The 25,414-nt window shown below is 65.6% G+C and carries 18 protein-coding genes; 11 read left to right on the top strand and 7 right to left on the bottom strand.

Annotated features, from left to right (window positions below):
- The first annotated feature begins 553 nt into the window (after positions 1 to 553).
- The 5 genes from D7S86_RS18970 (at position 554) to D7S86_RS18990 (ending at position 5,925) form a co-directional block, all read left to right on the top strand.
- The gene (locus tag D7S86_RS18970) at positions 554 to 1,576 is read left to right on the top strand and encodes an ABC transporter substrate-binding protein (protein ID WP_121088434.1); all 1,023 of its coding nucleotides are present in this window, start codon (positions 554 to 556) and stop codon (positions 1,574 to 1,576) included.
- Positions 1,577 to 1,651: 75 nt separating this feature from the next.
- Positions 1,652 to 2,692 (top strand): aromatic ring-hydroxylating oxygenase subunit alpha, encoded by a 1,041-nt coding sequence (locus D7S86_RS18975; RefSeq protein WP_121088435.1) that lies wholly within the window; start codon positions 1,652 to 1,654, stop codon positions 2,690 to 2,692.
- The gene (locus tag D7S86_RS18980) at positions 2,689 to 3,564 is read left to right on the top strand and encodes an ABC transporter ATP-binding protein (RefSeq protein ID WP_240648282.1); all 876 of its coding nucleotides are present in this window, start codon (positions 2,689 to 2,691) and stop codon (positions 3,562 to 3,564) included. Before D7S86_RS18975 ends, D7S86_RS18980 begins: the two co-directional genes overlap by 4 nt.
- A gap of 125 nt (positions 3,565 to 3,689) precedes the next feature.
- The gene (locus tag D7S86_RS18985; RefSeq protein ID WP_240648295.1) at positions 3,690 to 4,451 is read left to right on the top strand and encodes an ABC transporter permease; all 762 of its coding nucleotides are present in this window, start codon (positions 3,690 to 3,692) and stop codon (positions 4,449 to 4,451) included.
- A 49-nt stretch (positions 4,452 to 4,500) separates the two neighbouring features.
- Positions 4,501 to 5,925: an amidohydrolase family protein gene (locus D7S86_RS18990; protein WP_121088586.1), complete on the top strand. Its 1,425-nt coding sequence runs from the start codon at positions 4,501 to 4,503 to the stop codon at positions 5,923 to 5,925.
- Between the two features lie 112 nt (positions 5,926 to 6,037).
- On the opposite strand, the gene D7S86_RS30540 is transcribed toward D7S86_RS18990, so the two are convergent.
- The 3 genes from D7S86_RS30540 to D7S86_RS19005 are packed head-to-tail and all read right to left on the bottom strand — an operon-like array spanning position 6,038 to position 11,028.
- The gene (locus D7S86_RS30540; RefSeq protein ID WP_121088437.1) at positions 6,038 to 8,122 is read right to left on the bottom strand and encodes an acetyl/propionyl/methylcrotonyl-CoA carboxylase subunit alpha; all 2,085 of its coding nucleotides are present in this window, start codon (positions 8,120 to 8,122) and stop codon (positions 6,038 to 6,040) included.
- 24 nt (positions 8,123 to 8,146) lie between these two features.
- On the bottom strand, positions 8,147 to 9,844 hold the full coding sequence (locus tag D7S86_RS19000) for a carboxyl transferase domain-containing protein (RefSeq protein WP_121088438.1): 1,698 nt from the start codon (positions 9,842 to 9,844) through the stop codon (positions 8,147 to 8,149).
- Positions 9,845 to 9,852: 8 nt separating this feature from the next.
- Positions 9,853 to 11,028 (bottom strand): isovaleryl-CoA dehydrogenase, encoded by a 1,176-nt coding sequence (locus tag D7S86_RS19005; RefSeq protein WP_121088439.1) that lies wholly within the window; start codon positions 11,026 to 11,028, stop codon positions 9,853 to 9,855.
- Positions 11,029 to 11,816: 788 nt separating this feature from the next.
- Here D7S86_RS19005 and D7S86_RS19010 point away from each other — a divergent pair.
- Positions 11,817 to 13,202 (top strand): sigma-54 dependent transcriptional regulator, encoded by a 1,386-nt coding sequence (locus tag D7S86_RS19010; protein ID WP_121088440.1) that lies wholly within the window; start codon positions 11,817 to 11,819, stop codon positions 13,200 to 13,202.
- Between the two features lie 80 nt (positions 13,203 to 13,282).
- Here the strand turns inward: D7S86_RS19010 and D7S86_RS19015 are convergent, their stop codons facing one another.
- On the bottom strand, positions 13,283 to 14,827 hold the full coding sequence (locus D7S86_RS19015; protein WP_147432390.1) for a hypothetical protein: 1,545 nt from the start codon (positions 14,825 to 14,827) through the stop codon (positions 13,283 to 13,285).
- A gap of 536 nt (positions 14,828 to 15,363) precedes the next feature.
- Complete coding sequence (locus D7S86_RS19020; RefSeq protein ID WP_121088442.1) at positions 15,364 to 16,461, bottom strand: ornithine cyclodeaminase; 1,098 nt, start codon at positions 16,459 to 16,461, stop codon at positions 15,364 to 15,366.
- A gap of 232 nt (positions 16,462 to 16,693) precedes the next feature.
- On the opposite strand from D7S86_RS19020, the gene D7S86_RS19025 reads away from it, so the two are divergent.
- A complete protein-coding gene (locus D7S86_RS19025; protein ID WP_121088443.1) occupies positions 16,694 to 17,137 on the top strand; it encodes an Lrp/AsnC family transcriptional regulator in 444 nt (147 codons plus the stop codon).
- 527 nt (positions 17,138 to 17,664) lie between these two features.
- A complete protein-coding gene (locus D7S86_RS19030) occupies positions 17,665 to 17,934 on the top strand; it encodes a DUF4148 domain-containing protein (RefSeq protein ID WP_158602025.1) in 270 nt (89 codons plus the stop codon).
- A gap of 191 nt (positions 17,935 to 18,125) precedes the next feature.
- Here D7S86_RS19030 and D7S86_RS19035 read toward each other — a convergent pair whose 3' ends face one another.
- Positions 18,126 to 18,878, bottom strand: coding sequence for an SDR family NAD(P)-dependent oxidoreductase (locus tag D7S86_RS19035; protein WP_121088445.1), 753 nt, complete (start codon positions 18,876 to 18,878; stop codon positions 18,126 to 18,128).
- 189 nt (positions 18,879 to 19,067) lie between these two features.
- Here D7S86_RS19035 and D7S86_RS19040 point away from each other — a divergent pair, with 189 nt between their 5' ends.
- Positions 19,068 to 21,377, top strand: coding sequence for a P-loop NTPase fold protein (locus D7S86_RS19040; RefSeq protein WP_121088446.1), 2,310 nt, complete (start codon positions 19,068 to 19,070; stop codon positions 21,375 to 21,377).
- A 68-nt stretch (positions 21,378 to 21,445) separates the two neighbouring features.
- Positions 21,446 to 22,036 carry a peroxiredoxin gene (locus D7S86_RS19045; RefSeq protein WP_121088447.1) on the top strand — a complete coding sequence of 197 codons (591 nt, stop codon included), beginning with the start codon at positions 21,446 to 21,448 and terminating at the stop codon, positions 22,034 to 22,036.
- Between the two features lie 32 nt (positions 22,037 to 22,068).
- Here the strand turns inward: D7S86_RS19045 and D7S86_RS19050 are convergent, their stop codons facing one another.
- The gene (locus tag D7S86_RS19050) at positions 22,069 to 23,496 is read right to left on the bottom strand and encodes an aminotransferase-like domain-containing protein (protein WP_121088448.1); all 1,428 of its coding nucleotides are present in this window, start codon (positions 23,494 to 23,496) and stop codon (positions 22,069 to 22,071) included.
- Between the two features lie 259 nt (positions 23,497 to 23,755).
- On the opposite strand from D7S86_RS19050, the gene D7S86_RS19055 reads away from it, so the two are divergent.
- The gene (locus tag D7S86_RS19055) at positions 23,756 to 25,279 is read left to right on the top strand and encodes a CoA-acylating methylmalonate-semialdehyde dehydrogenase (protein WP_121088449.1); all 1,524 of its coding nucleotides are present in this window, start codon (positions 23,756 to 23,758) and stop codon (positions 25,277 to 25,279) included.
- Positions 25,280 to 25,414 lie beyond the last annotated feature (135 nt).

Raw genomic sequence — 25,414 nt, forward strand, 5'->3', positions numbered from 1 at the left:
CGTACCGAGGTGCGCATCGGGCCCCGCGCGCCGCGGTACACCCCGTGCGGCGCCGCGATGGCATGCGGCGCATCGGTCTTCATGTCGTGGCATGGGGGCGCTCGAATCCGAGCCGGCAGGCCTTGCGCCGCGTTCGCGCGCGTGTTGAGGCGGGGCTTTCGATCTCTGCCGCGCGTGTCGGTCATCGTCCTGGCATGACCTTCGCTTAATCGATGCTCAGAGTAGAAGCGGCTAGCGGCCGGTCGAAGCATGACCGCGACCGTGGGGCATTGCTCTTGGGGCGCACCGTGCGCCCACGTCGTTCGCGACGTTTGCCCGGGACCGTCGGTCCCGTCAACAGGAGCCGCATATGTGCATCGTCAGACGCCTCTGCTTTTTCCCGATCTCGATCGATCGTGGCCGCTATCCGGCGTCGCGCGATTGCCGCGCGGTTTCCGACGGGTCGTCCGAGCCTGTGGGCCGGTCCGTCGCGCGCTTGAGCCTCGCGCTCACGCGTTCTGTTGTTTTCTTCCTTGTCCGCTCCCACCACGCCGACCATTCACGGGGTATAGCCATGGCTTTTTCGCGTTTGTTCTCGACGCTCGCGGCGCGCAGCCGCGTTTTGACCACGCGGTTCGCCGCCGCCGCGGCACTCGCGGGCGCTGCGCTCGCCGCGCCGCTCGCGCACGCCGACGATCACGTCACGTTGCTGACGAACTGGTATGCGCAGGCCGAGCACGGCGGCTTCTATCAGGCCGTCGCGACCGGGATCTACAAGAAGTACGGCCTCGACGTCACGATCAAGATGGGCGGTCCTCAGGTCAACGGCATGCAGTTGCTGGCCGCGGGTCAGGCCGATTTCATCCTCGGTTATGACTTCCAGGTCCTCTCGGGCATCGAAGCCGGCGTGCCTGCGACGACCGTCGCCGCCGCGTTTCAATACGATCCGCAAGGCCTCATGACGCATGACGACGTGAAGAGTCTCGCCGATCTCAAGAGCCGCACGATCCTCGTCGCGGGTTCGGGCCGCACGAGCTGGTGGCCGTGGCTGCGCGCGAAGTACGGCTACACGGAAGCGCAGGCGCGGCCGTACACGTTCAATTTGCAGCCTTTCTTCGCCGACCCGAACGTCACGCAGCAGGCGTACCCGTCGTCGGAGCCCTATCAGGCGCAGCAAGCCAACGTGAAGACGAAGTTCTTCCTGTTCGCGGACGACGGCTATCCGCCGTACAGCACGACGATCGTGACGATGCAGAAGACCGTCAAGGACAAGCCCGACGTCGTCGCGCGCTTCGTCAAGGCGTCGATGGAAGGGTGGAAGAGCTATCTCGCCGATCCCGCGCCGGGCAATGCGCTGATCAAGAAGGACAACCCCGATATGACCGACGGTCAACTGGCCTTCGGCGTCGACGCGATCCGCAAGCTCAAGCTCGTGACGGGCGGCGACGCCGGCACGCTCGGCATCGGCGCGATGACCGACGTACGCTGGAAAAAGACCTACGACTATATGACGCGCGAGAAGCTGCTGAAGCCCGAGACCGACTACAAGGCGGCCTACACGCTGCAGTTCGTCGACGCGATCAAGGTCCTGCCCTGAGCGCGAGCACCGTCCGCCGCGCCCCACATTACACGCCGGACCTCGCGCGTCCGGCACGCAAGAAGGAGTGTTGTCATGCTGGTCACCCAACAAAAAGTGTTGCGCCGCTTCTGGTACGCGACGTTGCCGCTGTCGATGCTCGACGACGGCCCGAAGCCGTTCACGCTGCTCGGCGAGTCGATCGTGCTCTGGAAGGGCGGCGACGGCAAACCGCACGCGCTGCGCGACCGCTGCTGCCATCGGACCGCGAAGCTCTCGAAAGGCTTCGTCGACGAGGACGGCAATATCGCCTGCGGCTATCACGGGTGGACGTACGACTGTTCGGGCGCGTGCGTCAAGATTCCGCAGAATCCCGCGGGCGTCATTCCGAAGAACGCGATCGTGCAGGCCTATCGCTGCGAGGCGCGCTATGGCTACGCGTGGGTCGCGCTCGAAGACCCGCTGCAGCCGATTCCCGAATTCGTCGAGGAATTCACCCCCGGCTACCGGCGTATCCTGCAGTTCCACGAGACGTGGAACACGACTCCGCTGCGCATGATGGAGAACTCGTTCGACAACTCGCACTTCAGCTTCGTGCACAAGGCCAACTTCGGCCTGTTCTCGAATCCGACGCCTTCGAAATACGAATTCCGTCCCGAGGAATGGGGCTTCGAGGCCGAGACGCACGTGCCCGTGCGCAATCCGCCCGCGAGCCATCGGATCACGGGTACCACCGAAGAGATCACCGAGCGGCACCTGATCAATCGCTGGTACATGCCGTTTGCGCGCCGCTTCGGCTGTTCGTATCCGGCCAGCGGCATCGATCACATCATCTATAACTGCGCGACGCCGATCGACGACCGCACGATGGTGCTCGCGCAATGGCTGTACCGCAACGACAGCGAGGCGTCGTGCTCGACGCAGGAACTCATCGACTGGGATCGGCCGATCACCGATGAGGACCGCGACATCCTCGAGGCGACCGACTACGACGCGTGCATCGACGTGCAGCGCCAGCAGGAGTGCCATATGGAATCGGACAAGCCCGGTCTGCTGATGCGGCGCATGTTGCTCAAGCTGCTCGCCGATCATGGCGAGCGTGAAGTGTTTCGTGAACCGGACGAGGTGCGCGGATGAACGACTCGACTTCGATGACCGAACCGGGCGGCGCAAGCCCGGTGGGTTCGCCGGCATCTTCGGCGGCATCTTCGGTGCCGACGCCCGTGCTCTCGGCCTATCGCGTCGACAAGCGTTACGCGAACGGTACCGTCGCGCTCGACGACGTCCGGCTCTCGATCGCGAGCGGCGAGTTCGTCTCGCTGCTCGGTCCGTCCGGATGCGGCAAAAGCACGTTGCTCAAGATGTTCGCGGGCATCGAGGCGCCCACGCAAGGGCATCTGCGGTGGTGGGGGCAGGCCTTCTCGGCGGTCGGTACGACGGGACGGCGCCAATCGATGGTGTTCCAGGAGGCCACGTTGATGCCGTGGGCGAGCGTGGCCGACAACGTGCGGCTGCCGCTCGATATCGCCCGCATGCCGCGCCGCGAGGCGGACGAGCGCGTCGCTCGCGCGCTCGACGGCGTGGGCCTCGGAACCTTCGGCAAGGCGCGCCCGAGAGAGCTCTCGGGCGGCATGCAGATGCGCGTGTCGCTCGCGCGCGCGCTCGTCACCGAGCCCGATCTGTTACTGCTCGACGAACCTTTCGGCGCGCTCGACGAGTTCACGCGCAACAAGCTCGACAGCGATCTGCGCGCGCTGGCGAAGGCGCGCGGCATGACCGTCGTGTTCGTCACGCATAGCTTGTATGAGGCGGTCTATCTGTCGGACAAGGTCGTCGTCATGCAGGCGCGTCCGGGCCGCGTGATCGCCGAAGTCGAGATCGACGCGACCGTTGCACGCGACGACGCGTTCCGCGTCTCGCAGCCGTTTCTCGAACACTGCAAGACCTTGTCGGATCTGATGACCGATGCGCATCGTCTCGCATCCGCTTCCATGGAGGTCGTGTCATGAGCGCCCATGCCGTTTCGTCTTCGCCGATCGAGCACACGGAGGATATTTCCGCTTCGTCCACGTCGTCCACCTCGTCCGCTTCGTCGCTTCCGCAGCGGCGCGTGCCGTGGCTCGCGCGTCCCGGCATGCGGCGTCGCGTCGCGCCGTGGTTCGTCGGCGCGATCCTGCTGATGCTCTGGCAAGGGCTTTGCGCGGGATTCGACGTGCCGTCGTATCTCGTACCGTCGCCGTCGGCGATCGCCGTGCAGTTCTTCAAGGATGGCCCGCTGCTGTGGATGAGCCTCTGGGCCACGCTCAAGATCACGCTGCTCGCGTTCGGTCTGGCCACCGTGCTCGGCGTCGTGATCGCGTTGCTGTTCGTTCAGAGTCCGATGATCGAGGCGAGCTTCTTTCCGTATGCGGTGCTGCTCCAGGTCACGCCGGTCGTCGCGATCGCGCCGCTGATCATCATCTGGGTCAAGAACACGACGTTCGCGCTCGTGATCTGCGCGACGCTCGTCGCGTTGTTTCCGATCATCTCGAACACGACACTGGGCTTGCGCAGCGTGAATCCGGGCCTCGTCAATCTGTTCCGGATTCATGGCGCGTCGCGTTGGCAGACGTTGAGGTTGTTGCGCATTCCGAGCGCGTTGCCGTATTTCTTCGGCGGTCTTCGGATCTCGAGCGGGCTCGCGCTGATCGGCGCGGTCGTCGCCGAATTCGTCGCAGGGACGGGCGGCACGGGCGCGGGGCTCGCGTACCAGATCCTGCAGGCCGGTTTCCAGCTCAATATTCCGCGGCTGTTCGCGGCACTCGTGCTGATCACGGTCACGGGCGTCGTGCTGTTCGCGACGACCGTCGCGGGCTCGAAGCTCGCGCTGCGCGGCTGGCACGAGAGTCAACTTTGAACTCGGCCTTGAACGTTTTCGCCTCTATTTTCAGGGATAGGTATTGACGATGTCTTCGACGCTGATCAGAAACGCCTCCGCCATTCTGAGCGGGGCGCGCACACAGGGAGAGGGCCCGGTCCGTCTGGACGGACCCGATATCCGGATCGTCGGCGAGACCATTGCCGAGATCGGTGCGCTCACGCCGCAGCCCGGCGAGTCGATCGTCGATGCGACCGATTGCGTCGTGTATCCGGCGTGGGTCAACACGCATCATCATCTGTTCCAGTCGCTGCTCAAGGGCGACACGGTGGGGCTCGATGCATCGCTGACGCCGTGGCTCGCCGCGACGCCGTATCGCTTTCGCGCCCTGTTCGACGAGCGGCGCTTCCGGCTCGCCGCGCGCATCGGTCTGATCGAACTCGCGCGTTCGGGCTGTACGACGGTCGCCGACCACAACTACGTGTACTACCCGGGGATGCCGTTCGACAGTTCGGCGATCCTGTTCGACGAGGCGGACAAGCTCGGTCTGCGTTTCGTGCTGTTGCGCGGCGGCGCGACGCGCACACGCCAGCTCGAAGCCGAATTGCCGACCGCGCTACGGCCCGAATCGCTCGACGCCTATCTCGCCGATATGCAACGACTGTCGGCACAGTTCCACGATGCTTCGCCGCGTGCGATGCGGCGCGTCGTCGTTGCGCCGACGACCGTGCTCTATTCGATTTCACCGTCGGAAATGCGCGAGACCGCGGCATTCGCGCGTGCGCACGGTTTGCGGCTGCACAGCCATTTGTCGGAGACCGTCGGCTATCAGGACAGCGCGCGGCAGATGCACGGCATGAGCCCGGTCGAGTTTTGCGGCGAGTACGACTGGCTCGGCGACGACGTCTGGTTCGCGCATCTCGTCAAGATCGACGCGCATGAACTCGCGATGCTGGCGAGCACGCGCACGGGCGTCGCGCACTGTCCGCAAAGCAACGGGCGGCTCGGCAGCGGTATTTGCCCTGTGCGCGAGATGGCGGATGCGGGCATGCCCGTGTCGATCGGCGTCGATGGCGCGGCGTCGAACGAAGCGGCCGACATGATTTCCGAGGTGCATATGACCTGGCTCGCGCAGCGTGCGCGACGCGGCATGGCGGCGCAGCCGTCGTATGCGGGCGGCCGGTTCGAAGGCGGCGCGGACGCCGCGACGATCGAGGACGTCGTGCATTGGGGCACCGCGGGCGGCGCCGAGGTGCTGGGCTTGTCCGAAGTCGGACGGATCGCGCCGGGGTTCTCGGCCGATATCGCGATCTATCGGCTCGACGACCCGCGCTATTTCGGCCTCCACGATCCGGCGATCGGTCCTGTTGCTTCGGGCGGCAGGCCCGCTCTCGCGGCGCTGTTTTCGAGCGGCCGCCGGATCGTGCGCGACGATGCGATCGAGGGCGTCGACTTGCGTGAGCTTGCGCACGAGGCGAGGACGGCCGTCGGCGAGCTGCTGGCGAGCGTGTGAGGCGGCACGCGGGTCGGGCAGACGTCTGAAGCGTTCGATGCGTCGGCGCGTTCGCTGAGGCGCCGGCCGTCGCGCACGGTTCGGCCGCGCGCGCGTCCGGCGCCGCCGCGCCTCAGTCGGCGTGCGCGGATTTGAGGTGAAGCAGTTGCGCGCCGTCGCTGACCTGGTCGCCGACGCGAAACAGCATCGCGTCGACGATGCCGTCGGCGGGCGCGACGATCGTGTGCTCCATCTTCATCGCTTCGATGACGAGCAGCGCTTGGCCTTTCTCGACCGCCTGGCCCGCCTCGACATGAATCGCGACGACCTTGCCGGGCATCGGCGCCGTCAGGCGGCCGCCGTCGTGTTCGGCATCGCCCGCATGCGCGAGCGGGTCGTGCCAGTCGAAGCGCGATGCGTCGCCGTTCGCGAAGACGTGGACGCTGTCGGCTTCGATGACCGCGCGGACCGGCATCCGGCTCGCGCCGCACGTCACGATGAAGTCGTACGGACCGTCTCCGCGGCGATACGCGAACGCGGACGTTTCGCCGTCGATATCGAGCGATGCGACACCCCGATCCCTCCGATAGACGACCGTGACGGCATCGTAGGTGTCGTCGCCTTCGCCGCGCGGCGTCAACGAGAACGTGCGCTGGTAGGGCGCATTGAGCGCCCAGCCGCCGAGCGCGGTCCACGGTGAGGCGGGGGAGGCATGCGCCGCGCACGCCATGGATAGCGTCGACGCCGTTGACGAGTCGGCCGAAGAGGACGGTTGCGCGTGCGCGTCATAGGGGCCCTGCGCGTCACGCGCGAGCAGGGCAGCGACGGCCGCGGCGACTGCGATCGGCTCGGGCGCGCGCGGCGGCGGAAACAGCGCTTCATGATGGCGTTCGATCAGACCCGTGTCGAGATCGGCCGACGCGAACGGCACGCTGGCGACGAGCCGTTGAAGGAACGCGATGTTCGTCGACACGCCGACGACCTCGAATTCGCGCAAGGCGGCGCGCATCGCGCGCAAGGCCGCGGCGCGGTCCGCGCCGTGCACGATGAGTTTCGCGATCATCGGATCGTAGAACGGGCTGATCTCGTCGCCTTCACGCACGCCGCTATCGACGCGCACGTGCGATGCGCGCTCGCGTGGCGCGCGCAGATAGGCGAGGCGTCCGATCGACGGCAGGAAGCCGCGCGCGGGATTCTCGGCATAGATGCGCGCTTCGAGCGCGTGTCCGTCGATGCGCAACGCATCCTGTTCAAGCGGGAGCGCGGCGCCCGATGCGACGCGCAGTTGCCACTCGACGAGATCGAGTCCCGTGATCATTTCCGTCACCGGGTGTTCGACTTGCAGGCGCGTATTCATCTCCATGAAGAAGAATGCGTCGTCGGCCATGATGAACTCGACGGTTCCCGCCCCGACGTATCCGACCGCGCGCGCGGCCGCCACGGCCGCCTCGCCCATGCTGCGCCGGCGGCTCGCGCCGAGTCCCGGCGCGGGCGCTTCTTCGAGCACCTTCTGATGGCGTCGCTGCACGGAGCAATCGCGTTCGAACAGATAGACGGCATGGCCCTGCGTATCGGCGAAGACCTGGATTTCGACGTGCCGCGGCCGCGTCAGATACTTCTCGATCAGCACACGATCGTCGCCGAAGCTTGCGCGCGCCTCGCGCTGGCACGACGCGAGCGCGGCCGCGAAATCGTCGCCGCGCTCGACAATGCGCATGCCCTTGCCGCCGCCGCCCGCGCTGGCCTTGAGCAATACGGGATAGCCGATCGCGTCGGCTTCGCGGCGCAGCAGCGCGGGGTCCTGATCGTCGCCGTGGTAGCCGGGCACGAGCGGCACGCCCGCGCGCGCCATCATCGCCTTGGCGGCGGCCTTCGATCCCATCGCCGCGATCGCGCTCGCCGGCGGCCCGATGAAGACGACGCCCGCGTCGGCGCAGGCTTGTGCAAACGCGGCGTTCTCGGACAGAAAGCCGTATCCCGGGTGGATCGCCTGCGCACCCGTCGCGCGCGCGGCAGCGAGCACGCGTTCACCGAGCAGATAACTGTGCGCGGCGGGAGAAGGGCCGATGTGCACGGCCTCGTCGCAGGCGGCGACGTGTTTGGCGTGCGCGTCCGCATCGGAATACACCGCGACGGTGGCGATGCCGAGCCGGCGGCATGTCGCGGCGACACGGCACGCGATTTCGCCACGGTTCGCGATCAGGATCTTGTTGAACATGGTGTCGGTTCGATCGGGGTGGCGTCACATTCTGAACACGCCGAAACGCGTGTCCGGAATCGGTGCGTTAAGCGCTGCCGACAAGCCGAGCGCGAGCACGTCGCGCGTCTGCGCCGGATCGATGACGCCGTCGTCCCAAAGGCGCGCGGTCGCGTAGTAGGGGTGTCCCTGGCGTTCGTACTGTTCTCGGATCGGCTGCTTGAACGCGTCTTCGTCTTCGGCGCTCCACGCGTCGCCCTTGGCCTCGATGCCGTCGCGCTTGACGGTCGCGAGCACTGACGCCGCCTGCTCGCCGCCCATCACCGAAATGCGCGCGTTCGGCCACATCCAAAGGAAGCGCGGTGAAAACGCGCGTCCGCACATACCGTAATTGCCCGCGCCGAACGAGCCGCCGATGATGACCGTGAGCTTCGGGACCTGCGCCGTCGCGACCGCCGTGACCATCTTCGCGCCATGACGCGCGATGCCTTCGTTCTCGTATTTGCGGCCGACCATGAAGCCCGTGATGTTCTGCAGGAACACGAGCGGGATCTTGCGCTGGCAGCAGAGTTCGATGAAATGCGTGCCCTTTTGCGCGGACTCGGAAAACAGGATGCCGTTGTTCGCGACAATGCCCACGCGCATGCCCCAGATCTGCGCGAAGCCCGTGACGAGCGTCGTGCCGAAGCGCGCCTTGAACTCGTCGAATACCGAGTCGTCGACGAGGCGGGCAATGACTTCGCGGACATCGAAGGGCTTGCGCGTATTGGTCGGGATCACGCCGTAGATCGACTCGGGATCGAAGCGGGGCGGTCGTGCGCGCGCGGAGTCGGCGACAACGTGCGGCGCGTCGGACAGAGGCGACGAGGCGGATGCCGGGGCGGCCTCGGATCGTGCGCCAAGCGAGCGGATCGAATCCGATGATTGCGCGCGCAGGCGCGCATTGAGGTTCGAGACGAGCGTGCGCGCCATCGCAAGCGCATGCGCATCGTTGTCGGCGAGATGATCGACGACGCCCGAGAGCCGCGTATGGACATCGCCGCCGCCGAGGTCTTCGGCGCTGACGACTTCGCCTGTCGCGGCCTTCACGAGCGGCGGCCCGCCGAGAAAGATCGTGCCTTGTTCGCGCACGATGATCGATTCGTCGCTCATGGCCGGCACATACGCGCCGCCCGCGGTGCACGATCCCATGACGACCGCGATCTGCGCGATGCCCTGCGCGGACAGGTTCGCCTGATTGTAGAAGATGCGGCCGAAGTGTTCGCGGTCCGGGAACACTTCATCCTGATTCGGCAGATTGGCGCCGCCCGAATCGACGAGATAGACGCACGGCAGCCGGTTTTCGGCCGCGATCTCTTGCGCGCGCAGATGCTTTTTGACGGTCACCGGATAGTAGGTGCCGCCTTTGACCGTCGCGTCGTTGCAGACGATCACGCATTCGATGCCCGCGATGCGGCCGATGCCCGTGATGATGCCGGCGCCGGGCGCGTCGCCGCGATACATGCCGTGCGCGGCGAGCGGCGAGAGTTCGAGAAACGGGGTGCCCGGATCGAGCAGATGAGCGACGCGATCGCGCGGCAGCATCTTGCCGCGCGCCAGATGTTTGTCGCGCGCCGCGGCGCCGCCGCCGAGCGACACCGCCTGCGTCTGCGCGCGCAGATCATCGACGAGCGCGCGCATCGCTGTCGCGTTGGCCGTGAAATCGCTCGCGCGCGGGTCGAGTTTGCTGTCAAGAACGGGCATCGCGCGGGTCAGGCCGTTTCGTTGAACAGTTCGCGCCCGATCAGCATGCGGCGGATCTCGCTCGTGCCCGCGCCGATCTCGTAGAGCTTCGCGTCGCGCCAGAGCCGCCCGACCGGGTAGTCGTTGATATAGCCGTTGCCGCCGAGAATCTGGATCGCTTCGCCGGCCATCCATGTCGCTTTCTCGGCCGTGTAAAGAATCACGCCCGCGCAGTCCTTGCGCAGATCGCGCAGATGACTCTCGCCGAGCGCGTCGAGTCGCTGGCCGACCGCGTACAGATAGGCGCGGCACGCTTGCAGCGTCGTATAGAGATCGGCGACCTTGCCCTGGATCAGTTGGAACTCGCCGATCGGCTGGCCGAACTGATGGCGCTGATGGATGTAGGGCACGACCGCGTCCATCACCGCGACCATGATGCCGACGGGGCCGCCCGCGAGCACGGCGCGTTCGTAGTCGAGCCCGCTCATGAGCACTTTGACGCCGCCGTGGAGCTGGCCGAGGATGTTCTCGGCGGGGACCTCGACGTCTTCGAACACGAGTTCGCCGGTATGCGAGCCGCGCATGCCGAGCTTGTCGAGCTTCTGCGCGACCGAAAAACCCTTCATGCCTTTCTCGACGATAAACGCCGTGATGCCGCGCGGACCGGCATCGGGATCGGTCTTCGCATAGACGACGAGCGTGTCGCAATCGGGCCCGTTCGTGATCCACATCTTCGTGCCGTTCAGACGGTAGTGATCGCCGTGGCGTTCGGCGCGCAGTTTCATGCTGACGACGTCCGAACCCGCGTTCGGCTCGCTCATCGCGAGCGCGCCGACGTGTTCGCCGCTCACGAGCCTGGGCAGGTAGCGCCGTTTTTGTTCGGGCGTGCCGTTGCGGTGGATCTGGTTCACGCAGAGATTCGAATGTGCCCCGTATGACAGACCCACGGACGCCGATGCGCGCGAGATCTCTTCCATCGCGATCATGTGCGCGAGGTAGCCGAGTCCCGAGCCGCCGTATTCTTCGCCGACGGTCATGCCCAGCACGCCGAGGTCGCCGAACTTGCGCCAGAGGTCCATCGGGAATTGGTCGGTGCGGTCGATTTCCGCCGCGCGCGGAGCGATTTCGGCCGCCGCGAAGGTGGCGATCGAATCGCGCAGCGCGTCGAGATCGGGATCGGTCGGCAGGCCGAGTGGCGCGAGCATGGGTGTCTCCTGAGCGTTGCTTGACGTTAACGTCAACTGGCAAACATTGTTGCCGATGGCCCCGGCGAGGTCCAGCGCGCACCCGTCGGGGCAAACCCTGAGGCGGGCTGTGTCGCATCCTATGAGGCATGTCCTGCGGCAACTTCCGCGGGGTCTTCCGGGGCGTCTCTCGGAGCGTCTTCCGAGACGTCTCCCGGGGCGTCGCGAGCCGCGCTACGTGACGTGGCCATTCACCTTGACCGGCGAACGTGAGTTCTCTGTAAGGATTCGAGAGCCGGCGCACTCGGATCGGTCGTCAACCATCGTCCATATACGATCGTTTTCGAGATATCCTTGAGCGAATGCGCCGATTCGTATGGACAATACAGCGGCAGCCGTGCGTGGCGGGGCTGCACGGACTGGGCCGCGTCGCGCGAGCGTGAATCGATGGGCGCGCGACAACGCACCGAACATGCGCCGTCTTGCCGGGGACACACGATCGACGGCGATCCCGCGGTGCGGCTAGTGCGGCTAGTGCGGCTAGTGCGGCGCGTCCTGGGGATGCCGCTCTGCGACGGGGCGATCGGCATGCGCGGCGCGCGGATTTGCGATCGCGCCGCGTGCGGTTCCGCATGGAGTGATCGGTACCTGCGGTTGGATAATGCACTCGCAATGGGCGTCGTCGCGAGATGCGGCGCATACGAGCTGGGGGGCTGCGATTCGTATCTGTATCCGTTTGGTGTGTATCACCCAGAAATTCCGGGCGACGATCCGGGCCGTGAGTCTGTGCATGAGGTCGGAGTCGCACGATGGATGCTAGTCCGCGGAATTTGATTTACCTGACGCGCACGTCCGACCAGACGCTGCGCAGTTTGCTTGCCGAACGTGGGTGGAGTATCCGGATCGCGGGATCTTCGCGCGAGGCTGAACGCGAGGCATCGCGCAATTCCGCCGCGGCGGGCTTGCTCGATCTGAGCAGCCATCTCGACAAGCATGAACTCGCGTCGCTCGAACGTTGCCTCTCCGCGTCGAAGGTCGGTTGGGTGGCGGCCGCGACGGTCGACCAGATGGCCGATCCCGCGATCCGCCGGCTGATTCGCGACTACTGCTTCGACTATGTGACGCTGCCGTGTCCTGACGAGAAGCTTGTCAATGCGCTCGGGCATGCGTTCGGCATGGCCGCGCTGGCGGTCGGCGTCGTCGATCCGGGACATGCGCAAGGGCCGTTGGGCGAGATGGTCGGTGGTTCAGAAGCGATGCTCAGGCTGTTTCGTTCGATTCGCAAGGTCGCCGGAACCGATGCGCCGGTGTATATCCATGGCGAGTCCGGCACCGGTAAGGAACTGACCGCGCAGGCCATTCACGAGCATTCAGGGCGCCGGCATGCGCCGTTCGTCGCGATCAATTGCGGGGCGATTTCGCCGCAATTGCTGCTCTCGGAGTTGTTCGGCTATGAACGCGGCGCGTTCACGGGGGCGAACCAGCGCAAGATCGGCCGGATCGAGGCCGCGCACACGGGCACCTTGTTTCTCGACGAAATCGGCGATCTGCCGCTCGAGGCGCAGGCGAGCCTGCTGCGTTTTCTTCAGGAAGGCACGATCGACCGGCTTGGCGGGTTCGATCCGGTTCCGGTCGACGTCCGCGTCATCTCGGCGACGCACTTCGACCTGCACACGCTGATGGAGGAAGGCCGTTTCCGTTCGGACCTGTTTCATCGGCTGTGCGTGCTGCGTATCGACAATCCGCCGCTGCGCGCGCGCGGCAAGGATATCGAGGTGCTCGCGCGGCACGTGCTCGAACGCTACAAGGGCGATGCGTCGCGCGCGCTGCGCGGCTTCTCGGACGACGGCGTGCGCGCGCTGTACAACTACGAATGGCCGGGCAATGTGCGCGAGCTCATCAATCGCGTGCGGCGTGCGATCGTCATGACGGACAGCAAGCTCGTGACCGCGGCCGATCTCGAACTCGGGCAGAGCCCCATCGCGCAGCTCAAGACGCTCGCCGAGGCTCGCGAAAGTGCGGAACGCGAAGCCATCGAGATGGCGCTCGAGCGGCACCCGGGCCGGCTCGTCGATGCGGCGCGCGAACTCGGCATTTCGCGCGTCACGCTTTACCGGCTCATGAGTGCGCTCGGCATGAGCACGCCGCGCGACGATCGCGACGACGGCGACTTGCCCGAAGCGGCGGAAGGGTAAAGGCATCGCGTTCAGTGCATCGGAGGCGGCTTGTGCGGAAGCGGTTATGCCGGTCTTCACGCCAGTCCTTACGCCAGTCTTTACGCCGGCGTATGCGACTTCCACCGACGCGTCATGCGGTCGACGATGCGCGCGCTGAACGCCTGCAGCGTCAGCGATACGCGGTACGCGATCCGTAGCCAGCTCATCAGCCGCAGCGAACCGTCGGGCGCACGTCCCCAACGGTCCTCGGGCGTGCGCGTCTGCAAGCGATAGCGCGACGGATGGCCGGCAGGGGATGCGTGCGGCATCTGCGATTGTTCCGTCTCGTGCGCGACGCCGATCTCGACCCCGAACGATTTGAGCGCACTCGGCGCGAAATGGCGTGTCTCGGATGTCGCGGGCGCCTCGAGCAGGTCGGCGATGACGCGCCTCATCGCCCGGCTTTGCGCGGCGCGTTCGAGCACGCCGTCGTCCGAGATCGTGCAGAGTGTCGTGAGTTGCTCGAGCATGTGCTCGACGCGGGTCGCGTGGCCGGGCGACACGGCGATCCGTTCGAGCACATGCTCGACGAGCGCGGCCTGTGCGGCAAGCCTATGCATTCGATATCCGAAGTGCGCGTGCCGACATCGCGTGCCGAGTTCGCTCAGTAGCGCGCGCAGCGTATCCGAGACGCTCGACACGACGCGCAGCAGTCCCGTGACCGATTTGAGCGTGTCGCGATCCGCGATCTGTTCTTCGGGCGCCGTCTGTTCGACCGTGAACATAGTGAGTCTGACCGGTGCGACGAGATAGTTGATCAACGTGAACACGGTCGAGAGGTGCCGACCGAACGCCGAGCCGACGTTCGTCATCCGATGTCCGAGGCTTGGACGGCTCGCATCGGCGAGCACGCGCGCCAAGCCCGCATCGAAGTCCGTGAGCGAGGCCATGAGCACGTGCATCGTGTTCTCGTATCGCTTCAAATACTCGTCGATCATATGGTGCGGCGGCATGGTGCCGTAGCTGAGCGCCGTGGTCACGATTGCCTTCGAGACCTCGAGGCCCGTCATGCCCCATGACGCGCCGGGCGTGCCGTACGGCAGGTTCGCGCGCTTGAAGATGTCGAGCGGCGAGGTCGACTCCGAGTCCGCGTCGTGCAGGATCGCGAGCGCGATGCCCGTGAGGATCGCCATGCTCGCGAGCGATGACGCGGCGTTGCGCGCGGTGCGCAGGTATTTGCCGTATTCGGCCGGCGCGCGAAACGCCTCGAACTGGGTGGAGAGCGATGCGGGCAGATTCCGATTGCCGTGGGTGTCGAGGGCATTCGCGCAGGCGGGCCAGCGTTCGATACCGCGGCGGAACTCGGGCTCGTAAAACGCCTGGAACGTCTGAGTCGACGTACGGGCCGCATCGAAGAGCATCAACAGTCGTCGGGCGAGCCGGTGCGCGTTGTCGGAGGACGGTATGAATTCGAGCGTATCGATCGGGCCGAATGGTCTTGGGACATCGTTCCCCACCGCGCAGAGCACGGTTGCGAGCTCGCTCCGGACGGCGGCCTGCGCGACGATGTCCTCGGTGCGCTCGAGCGAGATGTAGGAGGGCGGCGGCGTCGGCGGAATGTAGGGCGGTGGTGCGTCGCTTGTTGACGCTGGATCGTAAGACACGTGATCAAGCGCCATGTGATCAAGCGCCATGTGAGCGAACGGCGTGTGATCGAGATGCGTGTGATTGAGCGAGGCGGGAGACGCCGACACCCCATCGCGCGGAGGGGAAGCGGGCGGCGCGGAAGGGATCTCAGGATCCCGCCGTATCTCGGTTGTCTCACGACGGCCGGTGACCTCGACGAATCGGCTGGAGGGCGGCAGCGTTTCGTGCTCCAGCGTCCATTCGGACGTGAACGCGGGATTCACGTACGCGATCACGGGCCGTACCCAGCGAAACGAGGACGAGAGACACGATCCGCGTTCGTGCCGATCGCGCGTGGCGGTCGCGCGCGGCACTCGGGTCCCGATGCAATTGCGCACGCCGGTGACACGGCGTCGCGCGGGTGCCGAAATGCGTAATTGCGTGAGGATGCCGGCCGAGCTTCCATGTTGCGTCGGCCGGCGCTCGGCGCCACGCAGGTGATAGGGCATGTCGGTCTCCGTGGGATTGCCGACGCGGTCGCGCCGGATTCAATCCCGCGATCATGCGGGGTGCCTTATTGCGTCGCTTGCACGGAGCGCGCGCGTTTAACAGCGACCGCATGTGACGCGTTCACGCCGTCGGCGCGGGCGTGCCGATTGTCGAGCACATATCCGAACAGATTCTTCGGATCGGGCGCTTGGGCGACGAGACCGATGTCCGTTCCGATGCCGAGTCGCAGCGCGCTCGCGTGCAGATAACGCAGCGTCGAATAATCCTCGAGCGCGAATCCGACCGAGTCGAAGACCGTGACGTCGTCGGCGCCGAGGCGTCCCGCCTTCGATCCGTCGAGTATCTCGGCGAGTTCGGTGACGCCGAACGCCGCCGGCATCTGCTGGATCTCGCCTTCGATGCGCGATTGCGGCGCGTATTCGACGACGACATGGGCGCGTTCGAGAATCCTCGGATCGAGCTCGGTCTTCCCCGGACAATCGCCGCCGATCGCATTGAGATGCATGCCGGGCTCGACCCACGCGAGATCGACGATCGTCGCGAGCCGCTTGTCGGCTGTCGCGGTCGTGACGATGTCGGCGCCGCGCATCGCCGACGCGACCGAGTCCGCGCGCACGATACGCAGCGCGGGCCACGCGGCGAGGTTGCGCTCGAGCTTGTCGGTCGTCGCCGGATCGATGTCGAACGCGCGGATCTCGTCGATGCCGAGCATCGTATGAAACGCGAGCGCCTGGAATTCGGCCTGCGCGCCGTTGCCGACGAGGGCCATCGTCCGCGCGCCGGGCCGTGCGAGCCGCCTTGCGGCGATCGCCGATGTCGCGGCGGTCCGCAGGGCGGTCGCGAGCGTGAATTCGCTGAGCAGCAGCGGATAGCCGGTCGCGACGTCGGCGAGCGCGCCGAACGCCATGACGGTCGGCAGTCCGACGCGGGTATTGTTCGGATGGCCATTGACGAACTTGAAGCCGAAGCGCTCGGCATCGGCCACCGGCATCAATTCGATGACGCCTTCGCGCGAATGCGCCGCGACGCGCGCGGTCTTGTCGAACGCGGCCCAGCGCAGAAAATCGGCCTCGATCTCGCTCGCGATGTCCTGCAACATGCGTGGCACGCCGATCGCGTCGATCAACCTGAACAGGTCCCGGACGTCGAGATAGCGGGTCATGATGAAAATCTCCCGAAAAGACGAAGCGGCGTTGAAAAGGCCGTTCGCGGACGGGCCGCTGACGATGCGCTGCAGGGCCCTGACTCATTGTGCCGATTTGCGAAGTCAACAAATAGCCAGCAGACTGCGCAATACGTCTATCAAATTGCACAAATCGCCAATGTCGGATCGCTATTTGCGCGATGTGTCGAGATGCGATGGACGCGTTCGACGATGACTTCCGGAGAGCACCATGACCGAAGCGCTGCATTCGCTCGACGACACGGATCGCAGGTTGCTCGCGCTGCTGCGCGATAACGCGCGATGGCCGGTCGCGCATCTCGCGAAGGTGCTCGACGTGTCGCGGGGGACGGTCCAGAACCGGCTCGATCGGCTTGAACGCGACGGGGTCATCGTCGGCTATACGGTCCGGCTCAAGCCCGAAGCCGAGGCGCATCGCGTTCGCGGATGGATGAGCATCGCCGTCGAGGGCAACCGCGCGGGACATGTGCTCGGCGCGTTGCGCGGCGAGCCTTGCGTGCAGTCGCTGCATACGACGAACGGTCGCTGGGACATCGTCGCGGAGATTCGCGCCGATAACCTCGAGGCCTTTGATCAGGTTCTGACGCGAATTCGCACGATCGACGGCATTGCCGCGACCGAGACGAGCATCCTGTTGTCGACGCTCAAGCTCTAGGGCGCGGCCCGCGCGAGGCGGATCGCGCGGGTGCGATCAAGAGGACGCCTGTCTCTCGATCGCACCGAGCCCGGGTGGCCAGGCCGAGGGAGGGCTGAGAGCCGAGAGCGAACCGCGAATCGAATGACGGACCCGCGGACGCGCTTCGCCTGTACGAGGCCGCTCGCGTTGCGATTCGGGGCGGTATGAACCGATTGGGCGGTTCGACTGCTGCACGATCGACGATTTTGTGCTGCTACTTGAAACACCGATCTGACGAGAATTTTTTTCTTAATCTATTCATCGTCGCCGGGATTTTCACTTCAAACCCCCGGTGTAAAGGCGTTCTCAGGATTTCCACCCTGATTTCGGCAGGGTTTTGCATCGCAGCATTCATGCCGAGATTGTTACGGAATCTCGAACTATCTATTCCATTTATCAACCTTTTTGTTCAATAGCCTAGGGTTTACATTAGCTTCAACGGTCAGCGATCCAGAACTGGACCCGGACCGAATCCCAGGATGCTCAAAATTGTCAGGAGTTACACCATGAAGCGCACTCTCGTTTCCGCACTGCTCGTTTCCGCTACGTTCGCTGCTGCTGTTCCGGCATTCGCCCAAAGCAATGAAGGTCTGACCCGCGAACAAGTTCGTCAGCAACTCGTCGTCGCACAAGCATCGGGCCAGCTCGAGCAACAACGCGCACCGAATGCTTTCCCGGCGAACCGCCCGGCGGTGCGTGGTGAATACGCAGTCGCGACGCAGCACAGCGCAGCGCGCTACGCGAAGGTCGCCGTTCCGAGCAACGCGCAGGAATAAGTTTCACGAGCGCGTTCGGGATGACGAGCGCGCGGGTGTCGTTCATCGGAAGGACGAGAGCGCGGCCGGGGCATCCCGGAAGATCACGCCTCGTGCCGCCGACACCCAGGCAGCACGAGCACAACCCGGCAGCGATCCTGCCGGGTTTTTTTATGTCCGGTGCCCGCGCCGGTGTCGCCACGCGTCGCGTCTCAGGTGCTCGATCGCGCGATCGCGAACGCGTTCGGCGCCTGGCATGTGGGCATCATTTCGATCGTGTTGATGTTCACGTGCGAGGGCAGCGACAAGATCCACGAGACCGTTTCGGCGATGTCCGCTGCCGTGATCGGCTGCGTGCCTTGGTAGACCGTCGCCGCTTTCTGTTCGTCTCCGCCGAATCGCGTGACCGAGAACTCGGTCCCGCCGCACAAGCCCGGTTCGATCGAGGTCACGCGCACGTGCTTGCCGACGAGATCGGCCTTGAGGTTCAGCGTGAACTGATGCACGAACGCCTTGGTCGCGCCGTAGACATTGCCGCCCGGATACGGGTACGTTCCCGCGACCGATCCGAGATTGATGACCCAGCCCCGATCGCGCTCGACCATCGCGGGCAATGCGGCGTGCGTCATATAGACGAGTCCCTTGATGTTCGTGTCGATCATCGTGTCCCATTCGTCGAGCGACGAAGTCTGGGCAGGACCGAGACCCAGCGCGAGCCCCGCGTTGTTCACGAGCGCATCGATCGGCCCATGTCCGTTTTCGATCTCGCGCACGAGCGCGGCCGTCGCTTCGCGGCTGCGGACGTCGAGTTCGAATGCCACGAGCTTCGCGCCCAATTGCCGGCTCAGTTCGTCGAGTTTGTCCTTGCGGCGCGCGGTGGCGAAGACGGTATGACCGTCGTGGACGAGACGCTCGGCGATCGCGCGTCCGAAGCCGGCCGAAGCGCCGGTGATGAGTACGTTCATGGCGAAAAGTGCGTGGGGCTCAGGGGAAAAGCCGCAGTGTAACGGGCATTCGCGTTTGCCGCGTTTTAGGTACGGCGCCGCGCGTCGGTGCGTCTAAAGATTGTGGGACGGCATCCGTTAACAGTGTCGAACGGGCATCCATAACGCAGACCCGTATTGTTTATCAACAGCGATATTAAAAGACGGGTCATGAGCGACAGCGCGCATCAGCAACATCGAAAACTGGCGTCGGCCGAAGCGGCCGCGTTTGCCCGGGTCGTCGTGGCCGGTGGGCCCGCCGCGCCGGCATCGATCGCGCTGTTCAGCGAATCGCCGAGCTCGAAGGGTTTGTTTATCGATCGCGTGATCACGAAGATCCGCGAGCTCACGAAGGACGATCCCGCACCGGGCGAAGGCCGTCTCGCCGTCGTCCGCTATATGCCGCTGCCCGGCGATCAGGGGCAGTTGTGGGGGCAAATCGTCGAGCATCTGTTCTCGGAACTCAAGCTCGCGCCGGCCCGCGACGGCACCGCCGCGCATGTGGATCCGCTGGCCGAGCAGATCACGCGCGCGTTCAAGCTCGACGACCAGGCGGTGCACGTCATGCGCGCACGCGAGCGCGTCGCGCGCGCCGAAGAGAATCTCGAGAAAGCGCGCAAGGCGTACGAGGATATCTACGGCAAGCGCGTGCGCGATCCCGAGACCGTGACGACCGACGTCACGCGCGAGGTGTTCGGCAAGCATCTCGCCGCCGACAAGCCGAGGCTCGCGCGCTTCGGCCGCGACCTCGGCGTGCGGAGCATGGATGAAGCGTCGATCAAATCACTGATGGTCGATGCGAGCTCGCGCGTCGGACGTACACGCATGCTCGCGTCGTCGTTGATCGAGATCGCCAAGCGCCGTCCGCTGATTTTCGCTGTGACGACGATCCTCGCGATTCTGGGGACGGCCGCGGCGACGGTGTCGTTCGACTCGATCGGCATCGACTATCTGGCGAAAGTCATGCCCGAAGCGATCGCGCGGCCCGTGGGCGACGTTGCGATCGCGATCACGGCGGCCGTGCTCGCGTTTCGCATCGGGTTGTTCGGGCCCGCGCGCGCGATCAGCTATCTGCGCGGACTCGACAAGGAAATCGAAACGACGATCGAACGCGAGATCGGCCGCGAGAAGACCAAGGCATCGGCCAAGGTCACGGTCCTCGCGAAGCGCGAGACGGGATTCGGCGACGCGCGTCAGGTGCTCATGGCCGCCGAACGCGAACTCAACAGCGCGCGCGCGGCGCTCGCAGCGGCATCGCCGGGCGGCAATCCGAACGATGCGCCGCCCGAGCGCGCGCCGCGTTCGCAGCGGCCTGCCCAACATCATGCCGCGGGGGGCGTTTCGCATACCGAGGCCGATGCACCGGCGCATTCGGGCAACCCCGAGGCCGACGAATATGCGGACCAGACTGCCGAGCACGCGGGTGCGGACGCGGCGCACGCGCACGAACCCGGTGCCGACGACGACGCGGGCGTCGTCGACGAACTCAGCACGACGCGTGCCGAACCCGCGAGCCATGCGACGGCGCCCGAGACGCCGATCGGTCGCGTCGTCGTCTTTCTCGACGGTCTCGACAAATGCGGACCGATCGCGCTGGCCGACGCGCTGCGCGCGATCGACGCCTTGATGACGATGCCCCAGTTCACGGTGTTCGCGGTCTTCGACCAGGAACGCATGAACAAGACGTTGCGCCGCGAAACGGAAAAGCGTGCGATCGAGAAAGAGGACGAGGGCGGCAATCGCCGCGTGACCGACGATGCCGCACCGGGCGCCGCGGGGATGACGCTGTCCGACGATTATCTGTGCGGTCGCTTCGACACGCTCTACTGGATTCGCGACGAGGTCGAGCCCGATCTCGCGCACAATTCGGCGTCCGTGGCCGAGCATCTCGCGGAACTGGCCTCGGATCGCGAGGACGACTGGTGGTATTCGCTCGGCGGCGGGGGCGACGACGCCTCGAACGACGGCGCGGAATCCGTCACGCTGACGCAGTTCGAGCGGCGCCTGATCCAGAAACTCGACGTCATCGCGAATCAGACGCCCGGCGGCGGTCAACGCCTCGTGCATGCGTATTACCTGATCAAGACGGCGATCGGCGCGTCGGCGCATGAAGGCTTTGTCGGCGCCGAGGGTGAGCGGCCCCATTACCGCGCCGTGCTCGCGCAGCTCGGGTTCATTTGCGGCCTGCCGCGGCTCTACGAGCGCTACGTGGCCGTGCAGAGCACGAGTGCGCGCCGCAACGAAGACATGTATGGGCTGATTCAGCGTCTGCGCCGCTTGCATTTCGACCGGATCCGCGGCGGCGGGCGGTATATGGAAATCCTGCGCATGCTCGAAGAGATGGATCCGGGCCGCGGGATGGTCCACGCGCTCGCCCATCATGCGAATACGGTGGCGCGCTTCTCGTTGTCGAGCCCCGAGCTCGTCCCGCTGTTCGATCCGCCTCGCAATCGCGAGGGCGCGAGCCCGGAGCGCGTCTAGCCGCGAGCGGCGTCTCCGACAAACGGGCACAATAGCCGCCAGGGCGTTGTGCCCGTTAGGAGACAGGGATGTCCGAGTCTTTCAAGCCGCTGTCGTCCGTGCTTCGCGCGAGCCGCGCAACGGTGGCGGCAATTGTTACAGTTGGCGCGCTCGGCGCCGCCTCGCTCGCGCACGCGGAACTCAACTCGGGTGATCCGGCGCCGGATTTCAAGGCTCAGGCGTCGATCGGCGGCAAGGTCTTTGCGTTTTCGCTCGACGAGGCGCTCAAGAAGGGCCCGGTCGTGCTCTATTTCTATCCGGCGGCCTTCACGAAGGGCTGCACGATCGAAGCCCATCTGTTCGCGGACGCCGTCGACCGGTTTCACGACTATCACGCGACCGTCATCGGCGTCTCGCACGACGACATCGAGACGCTCAATCAATTCTCGGTCAGCGAGTGCCGGAGCAAATTCGCGGTCGCGGCGGATCCGGATCGCTCGATCATGAAAGCCTACGATGCGGCGATGCCGGAGAAACAGATGGCCAAGCGCGTGTCGTATGTCATCGAGCCGGACGGCCGCATCTGGTACTCGTATTCGAGCATGGACCCCGAGCAGCACGTGAACAACACGCTGCGCGCGCTCGATGAATACCAGAAGGAGCACGGCGGGTCGAACTAGCCGGCGCGCGAGTCTGCCCGAGCGCGCGAACCTTACGCCCGCGTGCCGCGCGCTTCGCGCGCAATCTGTGCGACGAAGTCCCACAGGCGCGGGTCGGTCGCGTACGGCGCGTTGAAGCGGAACCACGACGAGGGCTGGTCGCCGGGTCGAAAATAGGAGCCCGGCGCGAGCCAGATCCCGTAGCGCAATGCGCGGGTCGCAATGTCGCTCGCCTGTTCGGGCTCGATCGGCAAACGCGCCCAGAGATAGAGCCCCGCTTGCGGCCGATGAAAGAGTTCGAGTCCGAGATCGTCGACGTATTGCTCGACGCGCGCGTGTGCATCCTTGAGCTTGTCGTTGACGAATTCGACATGCCGCGCATAGCGGCCCTCGACGAGCACCTTGTCGACCAGGCGCTCGGTCGTTTCCGACGACGTCAGACCCACGGCCATCTTCGTGCGCGCGAGTTCGCGCAGCACGTCGCGTTCCGCGGCGACGTATCCGCAGCGCAGCGCGGGCGTGATCGTCTTCGCGAAACTGCTGACGTAGACGACGCGCCGCAGTCCCTCCATCGCGGCCAGCATCGGCGGTCCGGCCGGCGACAGTTCGCGATGGACGTCGTCTTCGATGACCCAGAGTCCGTGCCGCTCGGCGATCTGAAGCACGCGAAACGCGGCGGCCATGTTCAGGCTCGCGCCGGTCGGATTCTGCAATACCGTGTTGACGAACAGCGCCTTCGGCTCGTGCGTGCGCACGATGTTTTCGAGCGCATCGAGGTCGAAGCCCTGCGGCGTGCGCGGCGCGCCATGGACTTGGAGCCCCGCGAGCTTGAGGATCTGGAGCAGATTGCAATAGCAGGGATCCTCGACGACGACCGCGTCGCCAGGCCTTAGCAGCGTGCGCACGATGAGGTCGAGCGCCTGCGTCGCGCCCTGCGTGAGCAGGACGTTCGTCGCATCGACGGGCACACCGTAGCGGTCGAGCTCGGCGGCGACACGTTCGCGCAGCGGCGCGAAGCCGTACGGATGGCCGTAGTCCGCGAGCCGTGCGGCCGGCGTGCGGCTCACGGCCCGCAGCGCGTGATGCAGCCCCGCTTCGTTGACCCACTCGTTGGGCATCCAACCGCAGCCGGCCTTGATCGGCACCGAGTGATCGGCGAAGACGTCCGAGAGCAGCCAGGTCGCATTGAGGCTCGGCGGTTCCCAGGCCGGCGCGTCGTCCCGCGCGGCCGTCGGCCGGCTGGCAACGCGATAGCCGGAGCCGCGCCGCGCCACGACGAGCCCGAGCGAGACGAGCCGGTTGTACGCTTCCGTGACGGTGAAGGTGCTCAGCGCATGGTCTTGCGCGAGGCGCCGTACCGACGGCAGGCGCGTGCCGGCCTTGAGCGCGTGCCGCTCGATCGCGTCGGAGAACGCGCGCACAAGCTGCTCGACGAGGGTCGGGGCGTTCGCGCGCTGGCGGATAAGGTCGAGTTCGATCATGGGGAAAGCGGCGATGGCGATACCCGATCGTACGAAAGCATGCCGCTTTTTGCCAATACACTTTATCGATTGAGACCAATACAGTTATCAATTCAGTTCGGTAACTGACTCTGTGCGCGCCAAATTGGGCGTCGCATAGTGACGCCACTTGTGTGCAAGCACCGGCGGGGCGACTGTGCGCCTCGCCAACCCTCAACCCGATCGTCAACCCGATCGATCCCCCGATTGCGCACGATCCAGAACGTCTCGGAGACAGGCAATGAGCGACACCCACGCAGGCGATACCGCGGTCCGAAACATCACGCATTTCATTGGCGGCAAGATCCAGCCCGGCACGAGCGGACGCACGGGAGACGTTTTCAATCCGGCGACCGGCAAGGTGCAGGCGCGTGTCGCGCTTGCCTCGAAGGCCGAGGTCGCGGCGGCCGTCGCGGCGGCCCGTGCGGCGTTCCCGGCATGGGCCGACACGCCGGCGCTCAAGCGCGCGCGGATTCTGTTCAATTTCAAGGCCTTGCTCGACAAGCACGCCGAGGAGCTCGCCGAACTCATCACGCGCGAACACGGCAAGGTGCTCAGCGACGCGCGCGGCGAGGTCACGCGCGGCATCGAAGTCGTCGAATTCGCGTGCGCGGCGCCCCAGTTGCTCAAGGGGCAGTACACCGAGCAGATCGGCGGCGGTATCGACAACTGGAGCATGCGTCAGCCGCTCGGCGTGACCGCGGGCATCACGCCGTTCAACTTCCCGATGATGGTGCCGTGCTGGATGTTCCCGATCGCGCTCGCATGCGGCAACACGTTCGTGCTCAAGCCGTCCGAGCGCGATCCGTCGTGTTCGATCCGGCTCGCGGAACTGCTCAAGGAGGCGGGGCTCCCGGACGGGGTCTTCAATGTCGTGCACGGCGACAAGGAGGCGGTCGACGCACTGCTCGATCATCCCGACGTCGCCGGGATCTCGTTCGTGGGATCGACGCCGATCGCCGAATACATCTACACGCAGGGCGCGGCGCGCGGCAAACGCGTGCAGGCGCTCGGCGGCGCGAAGAATCATCTCGTCGTGATGCCCGACGCCGACCTCGACCAGGCCGTCGATGCGCTGATCGGCGCGGGGTACGGCTCGGCCGGTGAACGCTGCATGGCGATCTCGGTCGCGGTCGCGGTCGGACACATCGCCGACGACCTCGTGAATCGCCTCGCGCCGCGCGTGCGCGCGCTGACCGTCAAGAACGGCATGGAGCGCGACGCCGAAATGGGGCCGCTCGTGACGGGCGCGCACAAGTCGAAGGTCGAAGGCTATATCGATGCGGGCATCGGCGAGGGCGCGACACTCGTCGTCGACGGTCGCGGACAGCGTGTCGCGGGTCATGAACAGGGCTTTTTCCTCGGCGGCACGTTGTTCGATCATGTGAAGCCCGATATGAAGATTTACCGCGAGGAGATTTTCGGACCGGTGCTGTCGGTCGTCCGCGTGCCTGATTTCGCGTCCGCCGTCGACTTGATCAATCGGCACGAATACGGCAACGGCGTGTCGTGCTTCACATCGGATGGCGGCGTCGCGCGCGCGTTCGCGCGTCAGATCCAGGTCGGCATGGTCGGCATCAACGTGCCGATTCCCGTGCCGATGGCCTGGCATTCGTTCGGCGGCTGGAAGCGCTCGTTATTCGGCGACCACAATACGTACGGCGAAGAGGGCGTGCGCTTCTATACGCGCTACAAGAGCGTGATGCAGCGTTGGCCCGATTCGATCGCGAAGGGCGCCGAGTTCACGATGCCGGTCGCGAAGTAAGCCGACAGCGCCGTCGGCTTGCTTGAACGCACGAGCGGTTCAGACGGGTCTGAACCGCTTTTTTGTTTGGACGGCGATCGTCGCCGCGGCGGATCGCCGCGCAGGATTTAGGGCATTCAGCGGGGGCGCATGGAT

The sequence above is a fragment of the Pararobbsia silviterrae genome, assembly GCF_003628125.1.
GTDB classification, from domain to species: Bacteria; Pseudomonadota; Gammaproteobacteria; order Burkholderiales; family Burkholderiaceae; genus Pararobbsia; species Pararobbsia silviterrae.